This window comes from Mesorhizobium sp. M0761, from assembly GCF_040320205.1.
Classification (GTDB): Bacteria; Pseudomonadota; Alphaproteobacteria; order Rhizobiales; family Rhizobiaceae; genus Mesorhizobium.
The window spans coordinates 79,794-98,124 of record NZ_JAMYPF010000016.1; the positions used below are offsets into that span (position 1 = coordinate 79,794).

At 63.9% G+C, this 18,331-nt stretch carries 11 protein-coding genes; 4 read left to right on the forward strand and 7 right to left on the reverse strand.

The window, feature by feature from the left end:
* Window positions 1-14 precede the first annotated feature (14 nt).
* The 4 genes from NKI32_RS23280 (at window position 15) to NKI32_RS23295 (ending at window position 6,836) form a co-directional block, all read left to right on the forward strand.
* Window positions 15-620 carry a TetR/AcrR family transcriptional regulator gene (locus NKI32_RS23280; protein ID WP_286461551.1) on the forward strand — a complete coding sequence of 202 codons (606 nt, stop codon included), beginning with the start codon at window positions 15-17 and terminating at the stop codon, window positions 618-620.
* Between the two features lie 58 nt (window positions 621-678).
* The gene (locus NKI32_RS23285; RefSeq protein ID WP_353003766.1) at window positions 679-1,818 is read left to right on the forward strand and encodes an efflux RND transporter periplasmic adaptor subunit; all 1,140 of its coding nucleotides are present in this window, start codon (window positions 679-681) and stop codon (window positions 1,816-1,818) included.
* Window positions 1,819-2,067: 249 nt separating this feature from the next.
* Window positions 2,068-5,205, forward strand: coding sequence for an efflux RND transporter permease subunit (locus tag NKI32_RS23290; protein WP_353003768.1), 3,138 nt, complete (start codon window positions 2,068-2,070; stop codon window positions 5,203-5,205).
* Between the two features lie 275 nt (window positions 5,206-5,480).
* Window positions 5,481-6,836 carry an LLM class flavin-dependent oxidoreductase gene (locus NKI32_RS23295; RefSeq protein WP_353003770.1) on the forward strand — a complete coding sequence of 452 codons (1,356 nt, stop codon included), beginning with the start codon at window positions 5,481-5,483 and terminating at the stop codon, window positions 6,834-6,836.
* Window positions 6,837-6,897: 61 nt separating this feature from the next.
* Here NKI32_RS23295 and NKI32_RS23300 read toward each other — a convergent pair whose 3' ends face one another.
* The 7 genes from NKI32_RS23300 to glnT all read right to left on the reverse strand — a co-directional run bounded on the left by NKI32_RS23300 (window position 6,898) and on the right by glnT (window position 18,307).
* The gene (locus tag NKI32_RS23300; RefSeq protein WP_353003772.1) at window positions 6,898-8,607 is read right to left on the reverse strand and encodes a trimethylamine N-oxide permease; all 1,710 of its coding nucleotides are present in this window, start codon (window positions 8,605-8,607) and stop codon (window positions 6,898-6,900) included.
* A gap of 307 nt (window positions 8,608-8,914) precedes the next feature.
* Window positions 8,915-11,284 carry a trimethylamine N-oxide demethylase gene (locus NKI32_RS23305; RefSeq protein WP_353003774.1) on the reverse strand — a complete coding sequence of 790 codons (2,370 nt, stop codon included), beginning with the start codon at window positions 11,282-11,284 and terminating at the stop codon, window positions 8,915-8,917.
* Between the two features lie 354 nt (window positions 11,285-11,638).
* Complete coding sequence (locus NKI32_RS23310; protein ID WP_084558897.1) at window positions 11,639-12,271, reverse strand: sarcosine oxidase subunit gamma; 633 nt, start codon at window positions 12,269-12,271, stop codon at window positions 11,639-11,641.
* Window positions 12,249-15,242 carry a sarcosine oxidase subunit alpha gene (locus tag NKI32_RS23315; RefSeq protein ID WP_353003776.1) on the reverse strand — a complete coding sequence of 998 codons (2,994 nt, stop codon included), beginning with the start codon at window positions 15,240-15,242 and terminating at the stop codon, window positions 12,249-12,251. Before NKI32_RS23315 ends, NKI32_RS23310 begins: the two co-directional genes overlap by 23 nt.
* 181 nt (window positions 15,243-15,423) lie before the next feature.
* Window positions 15,424-15,699: a sarcosine oxidase subunit delta gene (locus NKI32_RS23320; RefSeq protein WP_023820983.1), complete on the reverse strand. Its 276-nt coding sequence runs from the start codon at window positions 15,697-15,699 to the stop codon at window positions 15,424-15,426.
* A gap of 10 nt (window positions 15,700-15,709) precedes the next feature.
* Window positions 15,710-16,963: a sarcosine oxidase subunit beta family protein gene (locus tag NKI32_RS23325; RefSeq protein ID WP_023820984.1), complete on the reverse strand. Its 1,254-nt coding sequence runs from the start codon at window positions 16,961-16,963 to the stop codon at window positions 15,710-15,712.
* A 36-nt stretch (window positions 16,964-16,999) separates the two neighbouring features.
* The gene (glnT, locus tag NKI32_RS23330; RefSeq protein WP_023726360.1) at window positions 17,000-18,307 is read right to left on the reverse strand and encodes a type III glutamate--ammonia ligase; all 1,308 of its coding nucleotides are present in this window, start codon (window positions 18,305-18,307) and stop codon (window positions 17,000-17,002) included.
* Window positions 18,308-18,331 lie beyond the last annotated feature (24 nt).

The window sequence follows — 18,331 nt, forward strand, 5'->3', positions numbered from 1 at the left end:
ATCGACAGAGAGCCATGTCCGAAGCCGCCAGCATAATGGCCGACGCCACCCGCCAGGAGAATGTCACCCGCATTCTCGACTGTGCCGAACGCCTGTTCCGGCACTATGGTTACGGCAAGACCAATGTCGCCGACATCGCCCGCGAACTCGGCATGTCGCCGGCCAACATCTACCGTTTCTTCGCCTCCAAGGTCGAAATCCACCAGGCCGTCTGCGGCCGCATGCTCCTCGCCAGCTACAACATGGCCTACGAGATTTCCCGGTTGCCGATCAGCGCCGAGGAGCGGCTGCGCCGCTACGTGCATGCGCAGTACAAGATGACACTGGAAGTCATGCTCGACGACCAGAAGGTCCACGAAATGGTCATCGTCGCGCTCGAGCGCGACTGGGGCGTCATCGACAAGCATATCGACAGCATTCACGACCTGTTTGCCGAGGTCATCCGCGAGGGCATCGAGGCCGGCGAGTTTGCCGACCAGGATCCGGTCATCGCATCGCGCTGCTTCGGCGCCGCCACCGTCATTCTGTGCCACCCGCAAATGGTGGCGCAGTGCCTTGCCAAGACCAATCGGGCGATGCCCGACGATCTCATCGATTACGCGATCAAGGCTCTGAAGTAATAGCCGCCGCCCGCCGGGCGCCGGTGTCGACCGTTCATCTCCAGTCGGGAGTACGAAAGTGTCTTTGTCCAGTTCCATCATCCGCAAGCTGCCGGTCGCCGGCCTGATCGTCGCCACGCTCGGGCTCGCCGCCTGCAGCCAGGAGAAGACCGAGGTCCAGGACATCATCCGTCCGGTCAAGGTGGTCGAGATCGGCCAGGCCGAAAAGAGTCGCGAACTCACCTATTCCGGCTCGGTGCGAGCCCGTACCGAAATGAACCTCGGCTTTCGCATCTCGGGCAAGGTCACTGAGCGCCTGGTCGACATCGGCCAGCATGTGACGGCAGGCGATGTGCTAGCCCGTATCGATCCCACGGACTATGAGCTGTCGGTCAAGAGCGCCAAGGCCAGCCTCGACGCCGCCGAGCGGCAGGTCGAGACGGTCGATCTGTCCCGCAAGCGCGCCGAACAGCTTTTTGCCAAGAACTTCACCTCCAAGTCGCAACTCGAACAGGCGACGCTGAGCTACAACCAGGCGGTAGCGACGCGCGATGCCGCCCGCTCTACCCTTGCCCAGGCGCAGAACCAGGTCGTGTACACCGATCTCAAGGCGAGCGAGAACGGCATCGTCACGGCGGTCTCGGCCGATGTCGGCCAGGTGGTCGGCGCCGGAACGCCTGTGATGACCGTTGCCGTCGACGGCGAAAAGGAAGTGCTGATCGCGGTTCCCGAAATGGACATCGCCGCCTTCAAGCCGGGAAAGGACGTCAAGGCCAGCTTCTGGTCCGATGACGCGCTGGCGCTCTCCGGCAAAGTGCGTGAAGTCGCCGGCAGCGCCGACCAGCAGTCGCGCACCTTTGCCGTCCGCGTCTCGCTGCCCGACGACCCGCGCGTGCTGCTCGGCATGACCGCCAACATCGAGGCCTCGGTGGCCAAGAAGAAGGAGATGGTGTCGATCCCGCTCAGCGCGCTTGCGGAAAAGGATGGTCGCAAGATTGTCTGGACCGTCGACCGCGCCGGCGAGACGGTGCACGAGCGCCTGGTCAAGATTGCGGAGTTCACCGCCGATGGCGTCAGCGTCGCCGACGGGCTCAAGCCGGGGGATGTCGTCGTTGCCGCCGGCACCCAGTTCATGACCGAGAATCTCAAGGTCAAGCTGACCGGCGATGCGGTCCAGGCCGCCTCTGCGGAAGGCGATGCCGCAAAGGCCCTGCGCTGACCGCAGGCATGAAGCCGGCTTGATCGTCGCTTCGGCGAAAGGGCTGGGCAAGCGAATTCAGGGTTTCCGGGCGGCGAGCGCCCGATGGTCGAGACGCCAAGATCGAGTTCCCCCGCATCGATCCGCGCGTCCCACCGCGATGAGTGTCTCTCCGCTCGGAAAGCCTCGCCGCCCGGAAGCCAGCATCGGAATACCTGAAGCCGCATGCCGAGGGTGTGCGCTCACGATCAACGAATTGGACTGACGCCGATGACCACCACCGACAGCAATGAAAAGCAGCCTTTCAATCTTTCGCGCTGGGCCATCGGCCATCCCTCGATCGCGCGCTTCTTGTTCGGTCTGATCATCATTGCCGGCGCGCTCGGCCTGATGCGCATGGGCCAGAAGGAAGACCCCGATTTCACCTTCCGCGTCATGGTCGTCCAGGCGATCTGGCCGGGCTCCTCGATCCAGGAGATGGAAGACCAGGTCGTCAACAAGATCGAGCGCAAGCTGCAAGAAACGCCGCACCTCGACTTCGTCCGTTCCTACACCCGCGCCGGCAGCGCCATCATCACCGTCCAGATCAAGGGGGACACCAATGCAGAGGAGGTGAAGGACGCCTTCTACCAGGTGCGCAAGAAGGTCGGCGACATCTCCGGCGACCTGCCGCAAGGCCTGCTCGGGCCCTATTTCAACGATGAGTTCGGCGACACCTTCATCACCCTGCACTCGATCGGCGGCGACGGCTACAGCTATCCGGAGCTGAAGAAATTTGCCACCCAGGCTCGCGACATGCTGCTGACGACGCCGGGCGTCGAGAAGGCCGTCATCATCGGCGACCAGCCGGAGAAGCTTTATATCGACGTCTCGTCCAAGGCCCTGGCCGAACGCGGCCTGACGCTGACCGACCTGCAGAACGCCATCAAGGGCCAGAACAATGTCGATCCGGCGGGCTCCGTCGACACCGGCCTGCGCTCGGTGCGCATCTCGGTCGAGGGCGATGTCACCAGGGCTGCCGACATCAGGGAATTGCGCCTGCGCGCCGGTGGTCAGGTGACACGTCTTGGCGACATCGCCACCGTGAGTTCCGGTCTCGAAGATCCCTATCAGCGCAAGTACCGCTTCAACGGCCACGAAAGCGTCCAAGTCGGCGTCGTCATGGCCAATGGTTTTAACGTCAGGGACGTCGGCACGGATGTCGAGGCGACCTACAAGCGCTTTGAGGAAGCGCTGCCCTACGGCGTTGCGGTCGACCAGATTTCCAACCAGCCCGAGGTTGTCAAGGACGCCGTCAACGAGTTCATGGAGGCGCTCGGCGAGGCGCTGCTGATCGTGCTTGCTGTCTCGCTGCTGTCGATCGGCTGGCGTTCCGGCCTGGTCATCGCCATTGCCATTCCGCTGGTGCTGGCCGCCACCTTCGCCATCATGTACGAGCTCGGCATCGATCTGCAGCGCATTTCGCTCGGCGCCCTGATCATCGCGCTCGGGCTGTTGGTCGACGACGCCATGATCGTCGTCGAGATGATGGAGCGCAAGCTGGAGGAGGGGCTGGTCAAGATCGAGGCGGCGAGCTTCGCCTATTCCTCGACCGCCTTCCCGATGCTGAGCGGCACGCTGATCACTATCGCCGGCTTCATCCCGGTTGGCTTCGCCGCCTCGACCGCAGGCGAATATGTGCGCACGCTGTTCTATGTCGTCGGCATCGCGCTCGTCGTGTCGTGGTTCGTCGCCGTCTATTTCACGCCGTGGCTGGGCTACATGATCCTCAAGCAGCGCAAGCATGCCGGCAACCATCATGACGCCTTCGACACCGGCTTCTACCGGCGGCTGCGCGCCACGGTCGGCTGGGCGGTGCGCCACCGCATCATCGTTCTGGTGATGACGCTGGTCACCTTCGCCACCAGCCTGTGGGCGTTCCAGTTCATCCCACAAAACTTCTTCCCGCAATCCTCGCGGCCGGAAATCCTCGTCGATCTCTGGTTGCCTGAGGGAACCTCGATCAAGGAGGTCGAGACGCAGGCCAAGGCGCTGGAAGCCCGGATGATGGGCGACAAGGACAAGCGCTTCATCGCCACCTATATCGGCGAAGGCGCGCCGCGCTTCTTCCTCCCGCTCGACCAGCAATTGCGCAATCCGAACTATGCGCAGCTTCTGGTGATGGCCAATGACGAGCCGGCACGTGAGCGGCTGATCCTCAAGCTGCGCTCAGTCCTGGCGCAGGATTTCCCTTCGATCCGCTCCAAGGTCGACCGTCTGTTCCTCGGCCCGCCGACCGGCTGGCCGGTGCAGATGCGCATCATGGGTCCGGACCGCCAGGAGGTGCGCCGCATCGCCGACCAGGTGAAGGCGAAATTCGCCGAAAACCCGCTGCTCGGCGCCGTCCATGACGACTGGCTGGAGCCGGTACCGGCGATGAAGCTGGTCATCGACCAGGACCGCGCCCGTGCGCTTGGCGTCACCTCGCAGCGCATCCGCCAGATGCTGCAGGCAGCGATGTCCGGCGCGCCGCTCGATGACTTCCGTGATGGCGAGGAGACGGTTTCCATCGTCGCCCGCGAACCGGACGCCAGCCGCAGCCTGCTGTCCTCGGTCGACTCGGTCTATATCCCGACCGATTTCGGCGGCTTCGTGCCGCTGTCGCAGGTGGCCAAGGTGGTGCCGGTGCTCGAGCAGGGCGTCGAATGGCGGCGCGATCGCCTGCCGACCATCTCGGTGCGCGCCACGCTGCCGGATGGCGTGCAGTCGAACGACGTCGTCACCAAGCTCTACAATGACATGCAGGGCATGCGCGCCGGCCTGGCGCCCGGCTACAAGATCGAGATCCAGGGCGGTGCGGAAGATTCCGCCGAAAGCCAGGCCTCGATTGCCGCCAAGGCGCCGATCATGCTGGCCGTCATCGTCGTGCTCCTGATGATCCAGCTGCAGCATTTCGGCAAGGCGATGCTCGTGCTGGCCACCGGTCCGCTCGGCATCATCGGTGCGGCGGCGGCTCTGTTGATCAGCGGCGCGCCGTTCGGCTTCGTCGCCATCCTCGGTGTCATCGCGCTGCTCGGCATCATCATGCGCAACTCGATCATCCTGGTCGACCAGATCGATCAGGACATCGCCAGGGGAATGGACCGATCGGAGGCCATCATCGGCTCGGCCGTGCGCCGTTTCCGGCCGATCGTGCTGACGGCGATGACGGCGGTGCTGGCGCTGATCCCGATCTCGCGTGCGGTGTTCTGGGGACCGCTCGCCTACGCCATGATGGGCGGCATCCTCGTCGCCACCGTACTCACCATCCTGGTGCTGCCGGCAGGCTACGCGCTGTTCTTCGGCCGCGAGCCGAAGCAAGGCAAGAAGCCAGCTGATGAGGCGGTGCAGGACAATGACAGGCCGCCACTTGCCCTGGCCGCCGAGTAAGCGCTGCCGGCGCACAGGATGCACCTTGGAAAAGGCTGGAACGCCGTACGCTTGACGTGCGGCGTTCTGGCTTTCTCGTTGCCGGTGGCACCGAGCACCTCGGCAAGTATCTCAACACCAGGCGGGTTCATCAAAATAGGTTGAACGGCCACCTGTATGAAAATGCTTCGCGGCGCCGGTTTTGCAAAACAGAATTCCTTTCCAGGACGGCAAAGCCGTCCGATCCTGCTTACATATCGGAGCGGCAACGCTCATTCGCATCAGGTGATCATCCCATGGTAGACAATAAGCAATTGCGGCTCGGCGCCTTCATGCGTCCGGTCAGTCTTCACACCGGGGCTTGGCGCTATCCCGGCTCATATCCCGATGCCAACTTCAACTTCGCCCATCTGAAGCGCTTCGCGCAGACGCTTGAGGCGGCGAAGTTCGACGCCTTCTTCATGGCCGACCATCTGGCCGTTCTCAACATGCCGATCGAGGCGCTACGGCGCAGCCACATGGTGACCTCGTTCGAGCCGTTCACGCTGCTGTCGGCGCTCGCCGCCGTCACTGATCATATCGGCCTTGTCGCCACCGCATCGACGACCTTCGACGCGCCCTATCACATTGCCCGTCGCTTCGCCTCGCTCGACCATATCAGCGGCGGCCGCGCCGGCTGGAACATCGTCACCACATCCAATCCCGACGCCGCGCTGAACTTCGGCCTCGACGAGCATGTCGAGCACGACGAGCGCTATCACAATGCGCGGGAATTCTACGATGTGGTGACCGGCCTCTGGGACAGCTTTGCCGACGACGCCTTCATCCGCGACGCCGAGAGCGGGCTCTATTTCGATCCCGCGAAGCTGCATGTGCTCGACCATAAGGGTGAGCATCTCTCGGTGCGCGGCCCGCTCAACATTGCGCGGCCGGTGCAGGGCTGGCCGGTCATCGTCCAGGCCGGCGCATCTGAGGCCGGGCGGCAGCTGGCAGCCGAAACGGCGGAGGTGATCTTCGCCGCCCATTCCGATCTGGCGGCTGGGCAGCGCTTCTTTGCCGATGTCAAAAGCCGGGCCGAGAAGCTCGGCCGTTCGCGCGACGACATCAAGATCCTGCCCGGCGCCTTCGTCATCGTCGGCGACAGTGTCGAGGAAGCACAGGCCAAACGCGCCAAGCTCGACAGCCTGGTCTATTACGAGAGCGGCATTGCCTCGCTGTCGATCGCGCTGGGGCACGACGCATCCGGCTTCGATCCCGACGCGCCCTTGCCCGAAATCCCCGAGACCAATGCCTCCAAGAGCGGCCGTGAGCGCGTCATCGAGCTGGCGCGCCGGGAGACTTTGACCGTCCGCCAGCTGGCGCAGCGGCTCGGCGGCTATTCCGGCCTTGCTTTCGTCGGCACGCCGAAAACCATCGCCGATTCGATGGAGGAATGGCTGTTTGCCGAAGGGTCAGACGGCTTCAACGTCATGTTCCCCTATCTGCCAGCCGGGCTCGACGACTTCGCCGAGAAGGTGGTGCCCGAGCTGCAGCGGCGAAAGCTCTTCCGGCGCGAGTATGAGGGCACCACCTTGCGCGAGAATCTCGGCCTGAAGCGTCCGCCGAACCGGTTCTTCGAAGGCTCCGAAGCGGTCATCCGCAAGGCCGGCTGACGTCTGCCACAAAAAGAAACGGGCGCGCCGAAGCGCGCCCATTCTTTTCAAGCCATCACTTTCAGATGACGAAGTACCAGTTGGCGAGCAACATCACCACCAGGCCGGCGACCAGCGTCAGGTAGGGCAGCATGCCTGCCTTTTTGACCGAGAGGTCTGCGCCCGCCATGCCGAGGTCGGCCAGCATGTGGTCGGGGAACTTGCCCTTGTCTTGGACGTAGTGCCGGTAGCAGAACACCGGGATGATCAAGGCGGCTGTGATCAGGCCGGCCCAGAGCGCCATCGGGTTCCACACCTTGGCGCCGGCGCCCATGAAGATGGCGTTTACATAGGCGAAGATGGCGCCGAGGCCGAGCAGCCAGCTCGGCGCCTTCCAAGGCCGGTTGATGTGGCCGTTGTCGATGCGGTGGATCCAGCCGGCATTGAGGTTGAGGAAGTTGAAGATGATGTAGCCGCAGTTCGACACGGCGAGGATGAAGAAGAAGCTCGTCGCGTCGGCCGAGGCGATGGCCAGCACGATCAGGTTGAAGACGAGATCGGTCCACATGGCGCGCGTCGGCGCGCCATGCTCGTTGACGTGGCTGAGATAGCGCGGCAGCCAGCCATCGACCGAGCCCTGGTAGAGCGTGCGCGACGAGCCGGCCATTGCCGTCATGATGCACAGCACCAGCGCCAGGATCATCAGCATCACCAAGAGGCTGTGGATCAATGCGCCACCCCCGACCATGCCGGCCAGTGCATCGGCGACACCCGAGCCGTCGACGATCGGCGTCGCCAGCATGCCGTTGAGGCCCATCACGCCCTGGAAGGTGAAGGGCACCAGGATGAACAGAAGCATGCAGAGCAGGCCGGAATAGAAAATCGCCTTGAACGTGTCGGTGCCCGGGTTCTTGAACTCCGATGTGTAGCAGACGGCGGTCTCAAAACCATAGGTCGACCATGCGGCGATGAACATGCCGCCCAGCACCAGCGTCCAGCCGGCAATGTTCCACGAGCCGGGCTCCGGCGCGTAAGCCGCCGCCAGCGGCACCAGCGGCGAAAAGTTCGCCCAGTTGATCTGGCCGGTGACGATCGGCACGACACCGACGATCAGCATCGGGATGATGACCAGGAGGCCGATATACTTCTGCACATTGGCGGTGCCGAGAATGCCGCGATGCTGGATCGAGAAGATGATCAGCATCAGCACCGCGCCGATGAAGAAAGTGGCATTGAGGGTGAAGGAGACAGGACCTAGCGTGTGGCTGAACAGCGTCCAGTTGCGGATCGCCGGCGTGGCCGCCGCGGTCACCGCGACGATGGCGTCGGCAGGCACCGTTCCGGCATGCGCCGCGATATAGGCGACGACGTCCGGCGACGCCTCGGTGAACAGCGGCACCGGCGCCAGCGCGTTGAGAATATAGGCGGCGGCGATCGAGCAGCCCAGCGACAGCACCGGCGACCAGGCGAACCAGTTGCACCACACCGACAGCGGCGCGATGAACTTGGAATAACGCAGCCAGGCGGTGGCGCCGTATATCGAGGCGCCGCCCGACTTGTTCGGGAACAGGCCGGCGATCTCGGCATAGGTGAAGGATTGCAGGAAGCCCATGATCATGGAAGCGATCCAGATCCCGAAGGCCAGCGTTCCCGTCGTTCCGGCAATGCCGCCGATCGAAAACAGGACAAGGGCAGGAACGCCGCTCGCCACCCAGAAGGCGCCGCGCCAGTCGATGTTGCGGAGCAGCTTGCCTTCAGCGGGCTGCTCCAGGGCAGTGGTAATCGTGCTCATCTGTCTGAATTCCCCATTTTTGTGTTCCCGGCCGGTGATGCCTCGGCTTCGCGAAGCTTGTTCCCCGGTACATGACCGCACGACTCCTGTGTTTCCACTCAGTCGTATTTTTTTCTTAACAGTGAAGATTGATCCGGCGCGCTTTCACGTCAAGTGATTTGTGGCGTCGTGCACATCACGGTTGCGAAACGCTCGCTTTGTCCTTCTCCCCTTGTGGGGTGAGAAGCGGTCCGCGGTAGCGGACGGAAAGCCAATTGCTTTCGAGCTTCGAACGCCCTGAGCCTGCGAAGGGCCGGGGGTGCAACCCTCAGGATCGCGGCCTGGTCTTTTGCGGATCGTAGTGAGCGAAGGCCACCACCCGCGCCGGCAGCCGCTTGGCATGACCGTCGAGCTTGCCGATCTCGACCTCTGTGCCGGTGGCCGCATGGGTGACGTCAAGCCTCGCCAGGGCGATGTTCTTGTTCAGCACCGGCGAGCGCATGCCCGAGGTGACGACACCGATCTGGGCGCGGCCGACATGCACGCAATCGCCATGGCCGACCGCGACATTGCTGTCGATGTCGAGGCCGACGAGCTTGTGCTGCGGATGTTCCTTGCGCCTTATCAGCGCCTCGCGGCCTATGAAATCGTCGGTCTTGGTCTTCAACGGCACGGTGAAACCAATGCCCGCCTCGAACGGGTCGGTCTGGTCGGAGAATTCGTAACCGGCGAAGATCAGCCCGGCTTCGATGCGCACCATGTCGAGTGCCTGCAGGCCCATCGGCTTCAGCCCGTGCGGCTGGCCGGCCTCCCAGATGGCATCGAACACTTTTTCGGCGTCGCGTGGGTGGCACCAGATTTCGTAGCCGAGCTCGCCGGTATAACCGGTGCGCGACACCACGACCGGAATGCCATTGCCGCCGCCGATGCGCGCGACAGCGAAGCGGAACCATTCGAGTTCGTCGATCGACGGTTGCAGCGGCGAGGTCCAGACCACCTCTCGCACAATGTCACGGCTCTTCGGCCCTTGGACAGCGACATTGTGCATCTGGTCGGTGGACGAGCGCACCAGCACGTTGAGGCCGAGTTTTCTGGCGGTGTCGCGCAGCCATTCGCCGGACAGGTCATCGCCGGCGACCCAGCGGAAATTGTCCTTGCCGAGCCGCAGCAGCGTGCCGTCGTCGATCATTCCGCCATGCTCGTAGCACATGGCGGAATAGACGACCTGGCCGACGCCGAGCTTCTTGACGTCGCGGGTCAGCGTGTATTGCAGCAGCGCTTCGGAATCGGGACCGGTGACCTCGAACTTGCGCAGCGGCGACAGGTCCATGATCACCGCGTCCTGCCGGCAGGCCCAGTACTCGGCGATCGGCCCCTCTTTGGCGAAAGAATTGGCCAGCCAATAACCCCGGTATTCCACGAAGTTGCGGGTGTGCTTGGCGAAGCTGGAATGGAAGGCGGTCTCGCGGGTCATTTTCGGTTCCGAATCGGGCGTCATGCGTCTGGCGATCGCTCGCGAGAATTTGTGCTGGCCGGAATAGGTTCGCACATGGATGTCGGTCGGGTTCCAGCCATTGGCCGGTGTCGTGTCGTCGGGACAGGCGGAGGAGACGCAGACAACGTCGGTGAGCGCCCTGAGCAGCACATAGTCACCCGCCCGCGACCACGGCTCGTCCGACACCATCACGCCATGGGCGTCGATCGCCGTGTTGAAGAAGAAGTTGATCGCCATCCAGCCGGCACGGGGCGTCACACCCTTGTCGGCCAACGCGCGATTGAAATTCTCCGAGCAGTTGGTGTGGCCGGGATAGCCGATGTCGTCATAATATTTGGCCGCACACGCGAGCGCGAAGGCGTCATGCCGGCCGCACGTGTCCTGGATAACCTCGACCAATGGCTCCATGTCCTGGTCGTAATATTTCGAGTGAAGGCCGGGCATCGGGTAGCTCGACCCCATCAGCGTGCGCGTGGTCGTAACGTCGAGCGGATGGTCCAGCCCCTTGTCCAGCTTGCGCGCCGAGAAGCACTGGAAATCGGTGCACTGGCGGCCGTCGACATTGATGATCTGCAGGTAGTCGCCGGCCTTGACGAAATAGGATTCGGCTGTCGCCGAATGGACGCGCAGATCGAGCACCAGATCGGCAAGCGGATCGGCCAGCTGCGACTTTGTCTTCAGGCGCACGGTGGCGCGGCGCACCATGACGGTGAGCGGCGTTGCCGTATCATGGCCGTCGACGAGCATCGGCCCGCCGGGTGCGGCAATCAGCATCGCGCCGTCGCGCGTGACCGTGAATGCCTGCTCGGTGCCGGCAGGCGTTGCGCCGCCGAACACACGCACCGCCTTGGGCTCGTCGAGCTGCACCTGGCGGCGCTCAAGGCCACGACGGACGGAAGCCAGGCTGTCATCGCCCTCGGCCAGAAGCGCCTTGATCCCGGCGGCATTGCTGTTGGACTTTTCGCCGAGGATGGAAGGATCGGTGGCGCCGGTCCTGTCCCAGGCCAGCAACTCGCAAGCCTGCCCGCCCTCGACATTGCGCACGGTGAACGTATCGCCGGCCTCGACCTCGATCAGCACCGCGCCATTCCCCAGGATAGTATGGCGCTCCATGCCCGGCGGCAGCGCGATCTGGCCGGGCCTCAGGATGAGGCTCGGCCGCGGCGGTCCGGCTGCGACAGAGGGGTAGGGCGACTGGCTCATCTCAGCCTTGCGGTTCGAGAAACAAGTTTGCCTGTGTGTAAAATTATTTTAGCAGCAAGAATAGCAGCGCGGTTGGGTTTGGCAAGGTGGAGGGTGGCGTTCTCGCCGCGGTCGCTAAGGCCGAACCTTGCCGATCAGCCCTATCTTCCGAACGTCAGCGCTGCCCCTCATCTGGCCGCCGCCATCTTCTCCTCGTAAACGGGGCGAAGGACGCTGTCGTCGCCGGTTTCGCCAATCGCCAACGTTGCAGGATGAGCGCCGAGGCTGCGGCCAGCTTCTTTCTCCCCGTCACTATACCGGGAGAAATGCCCGGCAGGGCAATGAGGGGCGGCGCCAACATCTGAAACTATCGAGCTAAAGCTCCTCGGAATGCTCGATAGCCACACCATACTCCGCAGCCGAATCCAACATCGTGTGCCACAGACTTTCGGCAAACGTCGCAAACACCAGGAGGTTGAACACCGCCTGCCCATCCGCCTTGTCACCACCACGCCAGAGGGTGACGCTGGTGTGATCCATCGAGGTCGCGGCAGCAGCGCCAACCGGAAACGCATCGGGATGCAAATCAATCGACGACAGTTTCGCCAGCATGGCGCGCGCCTTGAGGCCGCAGATGCTGATCAGCACGCGTGCATGCGATTGGTCGGATAGCGAAGCGGAAGATGCAAAGGTCTGAGCGAGCACCTCAGTCCTGCCACCCTTCGACAGGACAAAAAACTGATCCGGTCCCGACCAGATCAGCGTCGCATCAGCGGTGCCAACTGCCTTCGGCGTTTCCGGAGCCGCGACGCCGAAACGAGCGTTCGCGGCCTCGGCCAAATCACCCGCCTTGCCGCGCCGTGCCATCACCTGGACGAGGTCGAAATTGCGGATCTCGGTCAGCGACACACCGGCATCGCCTTGCGGGCCGCAAGCGCCAGGAGCGAGCGCGCGCTCGAGCGGGCTGCGAACATCCCAGAAAAAGTCAGCCACGCTGGCGCCCTCCATCGGGATCGTAGAAGACGGGATTGCAGAGTTCGATATCGTAGTCTTCACCGCGCAGCGGATCATGCGCGTGGACGATCTCGCCGATGCGTTCGCGGCCGCGCTCGACAAGGCCGAGACCGATCCACTGGTCGAGCGCCGGCGAGAAGCAGACCGAGGTGACGTAGCCCTGGTCGTTATCAGGCCCGGGCGTCTGGCCCTTCGGGATGATGTGCGCGCCGGAGCGCAGGCGGCGCGCCTTGTCGACCGGCTTGATGCCGACCACGACCTGCCGGTCCGGCGCCACCAGCGCCTCGCGGCCGGCCATGACGCGACCGATGAAATCCTTCTTGGTCGACATCATCTTGCCGAGACCGAGATCGGCGGCGGTCGTCGTGCCGCTCAGTTCCGGTCCGGCGACATGGCCCTTTTCAACGCGCATGACGCCGAGGGCTTCTGTGCCATACGGCGTCACGCCGAACGGTTTTCCCGCCAGCATCAAATTGCGTGCCATCGCTTCACCGTAACGCGCCGGCACCGAAATCTCGAACGCCATCTCGCCGGAGAAGGAGATGCGGAACAGCCGCGCCTTGATGCCGCCGCGCAAAGCGACTTCGCGCACGCCCATGAATGGAAAACCTTCGTTCGAAAGGTCCTCGGCAGGGTCGACGATTTCCTTCAACAGGTCTCGCGTCCTTGGCCCGGCAATCGAGAATTGCGCCCACTGGTCGGAGACCGAGGTGAGTTGCACGTCGAGTTCGGGGAATAGCACCTGCCGGCAGAATTCGAGATGCTGCATCACCAGCCCGGCCTTCGCCGTGGTCGTGGTGAGGAAATAATGGTCATCGGCCAGCCGCGAGGTCGTGCCGTCATCATAGACGAGGCCGTCCTCGCGCAGCATCAGCCCGTAGCGGGCTTTTCCCACGGCAAGGTTTGAGAAGGTGTTGATGTAGACGCGGTCGAGGAAGGCGCCGGCATCGGGGCCGTGCACATCGATCTTCCCCAGCGTCGAGACATCGCAGAAGCCGACGCCCGAGCGCACCGCCTTGACCTCGCGGGTCACGGATTCCAGCCAGTCCTTCTCGCCCGCGCGCGGATACCATTGCGCGCGCTTCCACAGGCCGGTGTCGACAAAGATCGCGCCTTGTTCGGCCGCCCAGTGATGCGACGGCGTCAGCCGCGTCGCATGGAAATTTTCGTCGCGATGATGGCCGGCAAAGGCGCCGATGGCGACAGGCACGTAAGGCGGCCGATAGATGGTCGTGCCGGTCTCGGGAATGGATTTGCCCGACACCGCCGCCATGATGGCGAGGCCGGCGACATTGGACGTCTTGCCCTGGTCGGTCGCCATGCCGAGCGTGGTGTAGCGCTTCAGATGCTCGACCGATTCAAAGCCTTCGCGCTGCGCCAGCTCGATGTCGGATGCGGTGACATCATGCTGCTGGTCGACGAAAGCCTTGCCTTTGCCGGCGACGTGCCAGAGAGGCGTCAGCGAGAAGGCCTCGTCGCTGGCGGTCGGCGGTGATCCAGCGCTGCCCGACCGCCCCGCTTCGCGTGCGGCCGCCGCACCAGCTTCAAAACCTTCACGCAGGCAGGCGCCGAGGCCAAAGGCACCGTTGGCGGCACCTGCCGCGACCATACCGGGCGGCGCGCCGTCCGGCACGAAGGCGGCGATGTCGTCTCGCCATTTCGGCCGGCCGCGATGGTAAGAGGTGAGCCCGACCGCCGGATTCCAGCCGCCGGAAACGGCAAGCCCGTCGGCCTCGACCTCGGCGCGCGCGCCGCCGGTCAGCGACACCGCTATTTTTCTTACGCCGTCCTTGCCGCCGTCGACGCCGCTGACCGAGCCGTGCAGCACGGTGAAGCCGTTCCTGGAGGCGAGGGAACGATGGGCAGGCGAGACGTCAGTCCGCGCATCGATCACCGCCGCGACCTGCAGTCCGGCTGCGAGCGCGGTCTCGACCGTGCGCCAGCCATCCTCATTGTTGGTGAACAGCGCAACACGCTTTGCCGGCGTCGCGGCATAGCGCGCGACATAGGTCCGCATCGCCGACGCCATCATTACGCCGGGCGTATCGTTGCCGGCAAAGACGATGGGACGCTCGATCGCGCCTGCAGCCACAACACAGCGCTTGGCCACGATGCGCCACAGCCGCTGTCGCACCTGATGCTCGGGCGGAACCGGCAGATGATCGTTGACGCGTTCGATCGCGCCATAGGTGCCGCCGTCATAGACGCCGAACAGCGTCGTGCGCGTCATGATGCGAACGTCAGGCATTGAGCTGAGTTCGGCCAGTGTGCGCTGGATCCATTCCGCAGCCGGCAGCCCATCGATCGTGCCGCCATCCGACAACAGACGGCCGCCGAGCGCAAAATCTTCTTCGCACAGGATGACGCGAGCGCCGCTGCGCCCGGCCGCCAAAGCCGCCGCCAGACCTGCGGGGCCGGAGCCGGCGATCACCACATCGCAATGCGCCCAGGCTTTGTCGTAGTGATCCGGATCGGGGGTGACCGCCGCGCGACCCAGACCCGCGGCGCGTCGGATCGCCGGCTCGTAGACCATTTCCCAGAATTTTGCCGGCCACATGAAGGTCTTGTAGTAGAAGCCGGCGACGAAGATCGGTGCGAACAGCTGGTTCACCGACATCACATCGTGGCGCAGCGACGGCCAGCGGTTCTGGCTGGCCGCTTCGAGGCCTTCATAGAGTTCGGCCGTCGTGGCCTTGGTGTTGGCCTCGCGCCGTGCGCCGGTGCGCAGTTCGACCAGCGCGTTGGGTTCTTCCGAGCCCGCAGTCAGAATGCCGCGCGGACGATGGTATTTGAACGAGCGGCCGACCAGCTTGACGCCATTGGCGACCAGCGCCGACGCCAGCGTGTCGCCCTGGAAGCCGGAAAATGTCGTGCCGTCGAAGCGGAAGGTGAGGGGGGTGGAACGGTCGATGAGACCGCCGGATGAGAGACGATGAGAGGTCACGATGTCCAGCCTCTGATCCATATGGTGTCACGGCGAAGGATGGCGCCGTCCCTTACCCTCCCCCTTGTGGGGAGGGTCGCTGCGCAGCAGCGGGGTGGGGGTGCGGCACCGACCCCCACCCGGACCTGCGGTCCTACCTCCCCACAAGGGGGAGGTAGGGGGCTGGCGCTTTTCGCGACGGCTGTGGTCTCGACAGAATAGCTCATGTCTCCACCTGGCTCGCACCAGCCCCCGCCGCCGGTTCCACCGCGGAGATCTCGTGCGTCAGCGTGTTGCGGGTGACCTTCAGCCAGGCCCGGCAGCCACCGCCGTGATACCAGTTCTCTGCCATCACGCCGGCGATGTTGTCGCGCAGATAGACGTAGTCGTAGACAGCATCCTCGCCGGCACCCGCCGCCGGCCGCGCCGGCTTGGCGTCGCCGAGATAGCTGAACTCGCCGAGTTCGCGTTCGCCGCAGAAGGGACAGACAATACGCATCTCGCCAGCCTCAGTGCAGGTTCGGTTGGGCGCCCTGGCCCTTTTCGTCGATCATGGCGCCAGTCCGGAAGCGGTCGAGCCGAAACAGCGCCGCCTCCTTGTGCGTTTCGTCACGCGCCAGAAGATGGGCAAAGACGAAGCCGGAACCGGGCGTCGCCTTGAAGCCGCCATAACACCAGCCGGCGTTGAGGTAGAGCCCCTCGACCGGCGTCTTGTCGATGATCGGCGAGCCATCCATCGACATGTCCATGATGCCGCCCCACTGGCGCAGAAGCCGCACGCGGCCGATCATCGGGATCAGCGCCATGCCGCCTTCGCAGACATCTTCCATGACAGGCAGATTGCCGCGCTGGGCGTAGGAATTATAGCCGTCGATGTCGCCGCCGAAGACCAGCCCGCCCTTGTCGGACTGGCTGACATAGAAATGCCCGGCGCCGAAGGTCATGACGCCAGGAATGAGCGGCTTGATCGCCTCCGAGACGAAAGCCTGCAGCACATGGCTTTCGATCGGCAGGCGCATGCCCGCCATCGCTGCGACACGCGACGATGACCCGGCGACTGCCATGCCGACCTTGCCGGCGCCGATCTTGCCGCGCGACGTCTCGACGCCAGTCACCTTGCCGTTGCCGTCCCGGACAAAGCCGGTGACCTCGCAGTTCTGGATGATGTCGACGCCGAGTTCGCTCGCCGCATGGGCATAGCCCCAGACCACCGCGTCATGCCGCGCGGTGCCGCCGCGGCGCTGCAGGAGGCCGCCCTGCACGGGAAAGCGCGCATGGTCGAAATTCAGGAACGGCAGCATCTTCTTCAGCGCCGCCTGGTCGAGCAGTTCGGCATCGATGCCATTGATGCGCATGGTGTTGCCGCGCCGCGCATAAGCGTCGCGCTGCGCATCGGAATGATAGAGGTTGAGGACGCCGCGCTGGCTGACCATGGCGTTATAGTTGAGGTCCTGCTCCATCCGCTCCCAAAGCTTCATCGAAAGCTCGTAGAAGCCGGTATTGCCGGGCAGGCCGTAATTGGAACGGATGATGGTGGTGTTGCGGCCGGCATTGCCGGAGCCGATCCAGCCCTTTTCCAGCACGGCGACGTTTCTGATGCCGAACTCGCTGGCGAGGAACCAGGCGGTGGCGAGCCCATGGCCGCCGCCGCCGATGATCACAACATCGTAGTGGTCCTTGGGCGCCGCATCGCGCCAGGTGCGCTGCCAGTTCTTGTGGCCGGAAAGGGCAGCACGGGCGAGCGAGAAGATCGAATATTTCATCAGGTCATTCCGAGGTCGCTCGCACAGCTGGGACGATTATATGTCCAACGTGTGGTCGCGCTCCCATTGCGTGAAGTGCGAAGCATAGGAATTCCATTCCTGGTGCTTCAGCTTTAGATAAGCCGACGAGAATTCCTCACCCAGCGCCGCCTTGAGCGATTTGTCCTTGTCGTATTCGCGAAGCGCGTCGAGCAGATTGAGCGGCAGCTTCGGCGCGCCTTTCACCGTGTGGCCGTTCTGGTACATGTCGATGTCGTAGCGCTTGCCGGGATCGGCCTTGGAGCGGATGCCGTCGAGACCGGCGGCAATGATGACGGCCTGCAGCAGATAAGGGTTTGCGGCGCCGTCCGGCAACCGCAGCTCGAAGCGGCCGGGGCCGGGCACGCGCACCATGTGGGTGCGGTTGTTTCCGGTCCAGGTCACCGTGTTCGGAGCCCAGGTGGCGCCCGAAATGGTGCGCGGCGCGTTGATGCGTTTGTAGGAGTTCACCGTCGGGTTGGTGATGGCGGCCAGCGCCGAGGCATGTTTCATGATGCCGCCAAGGAAATTCTTGCCCTTGGCCGACAGGCCGAGCTCCATCGCATTGTCGGCAAAGACGTTGACCTTGCCGGCCTTGTCCCACACCGAAATATGGGCGTGGCAGCCATTGCCGGTCAGGCCCTGGAAGGGCTTAGGCATGAAGGTCGCGCGCAGGCCGTGCTTTTCCGCCACCGACTTGACCATGAACTTGAAGAACGAGTGCTTGTCGGCGGTCGCCAGCACATCGTCGAAGGCCCAGTTCATCTCGAACTGGCCGTTGGCGTCCTCATGGTCGTTCTGGTAGGGGCTCCAGCCCAGCGCCAGCATATGATCGCAGATCTCGGCGATGACATCGTAGCGGCGCATCACCGCTTGCTGGTCGTAGCAGGGTTTTGAAGCCGTGTCGTATTTGTCGGAGATGACGCTGCCGTCCGGCGAGATCAGGAAGAACTCAGCCTCGACGCCGGTCTTGACATGCATGCCGTCAGTGGCGGCTTCCGCAATCAGCCGGCGCAGCGTGTTGCGCGGCGCCTGCTCGACCTCCTTGTCGTCCATGATGCAGTTGGCGGCGACCCAGGCGACCTCGGGCTTCCACGGCAGCTGGATCACCGAATCCGGATCCGGCACCGCCAGCATATCAGGATGCGCCGGCGTGAGGTCGAGCCAGGTGGCGAAACCGGCGAAGCCGGCGCCGTCCTTCTGCATGTCGGCGATCGCCTGCGCCGGCACCAGCTTGGCGCGCTGGCCGCCGAATAGGTCGGTGTAGGAAATCATGAAATATTTGACGCCGTTCTCTTTGGCGAATGCGGCGAGATCGTTCCCCATTATAGTTCCTCGCTTATTTTGATG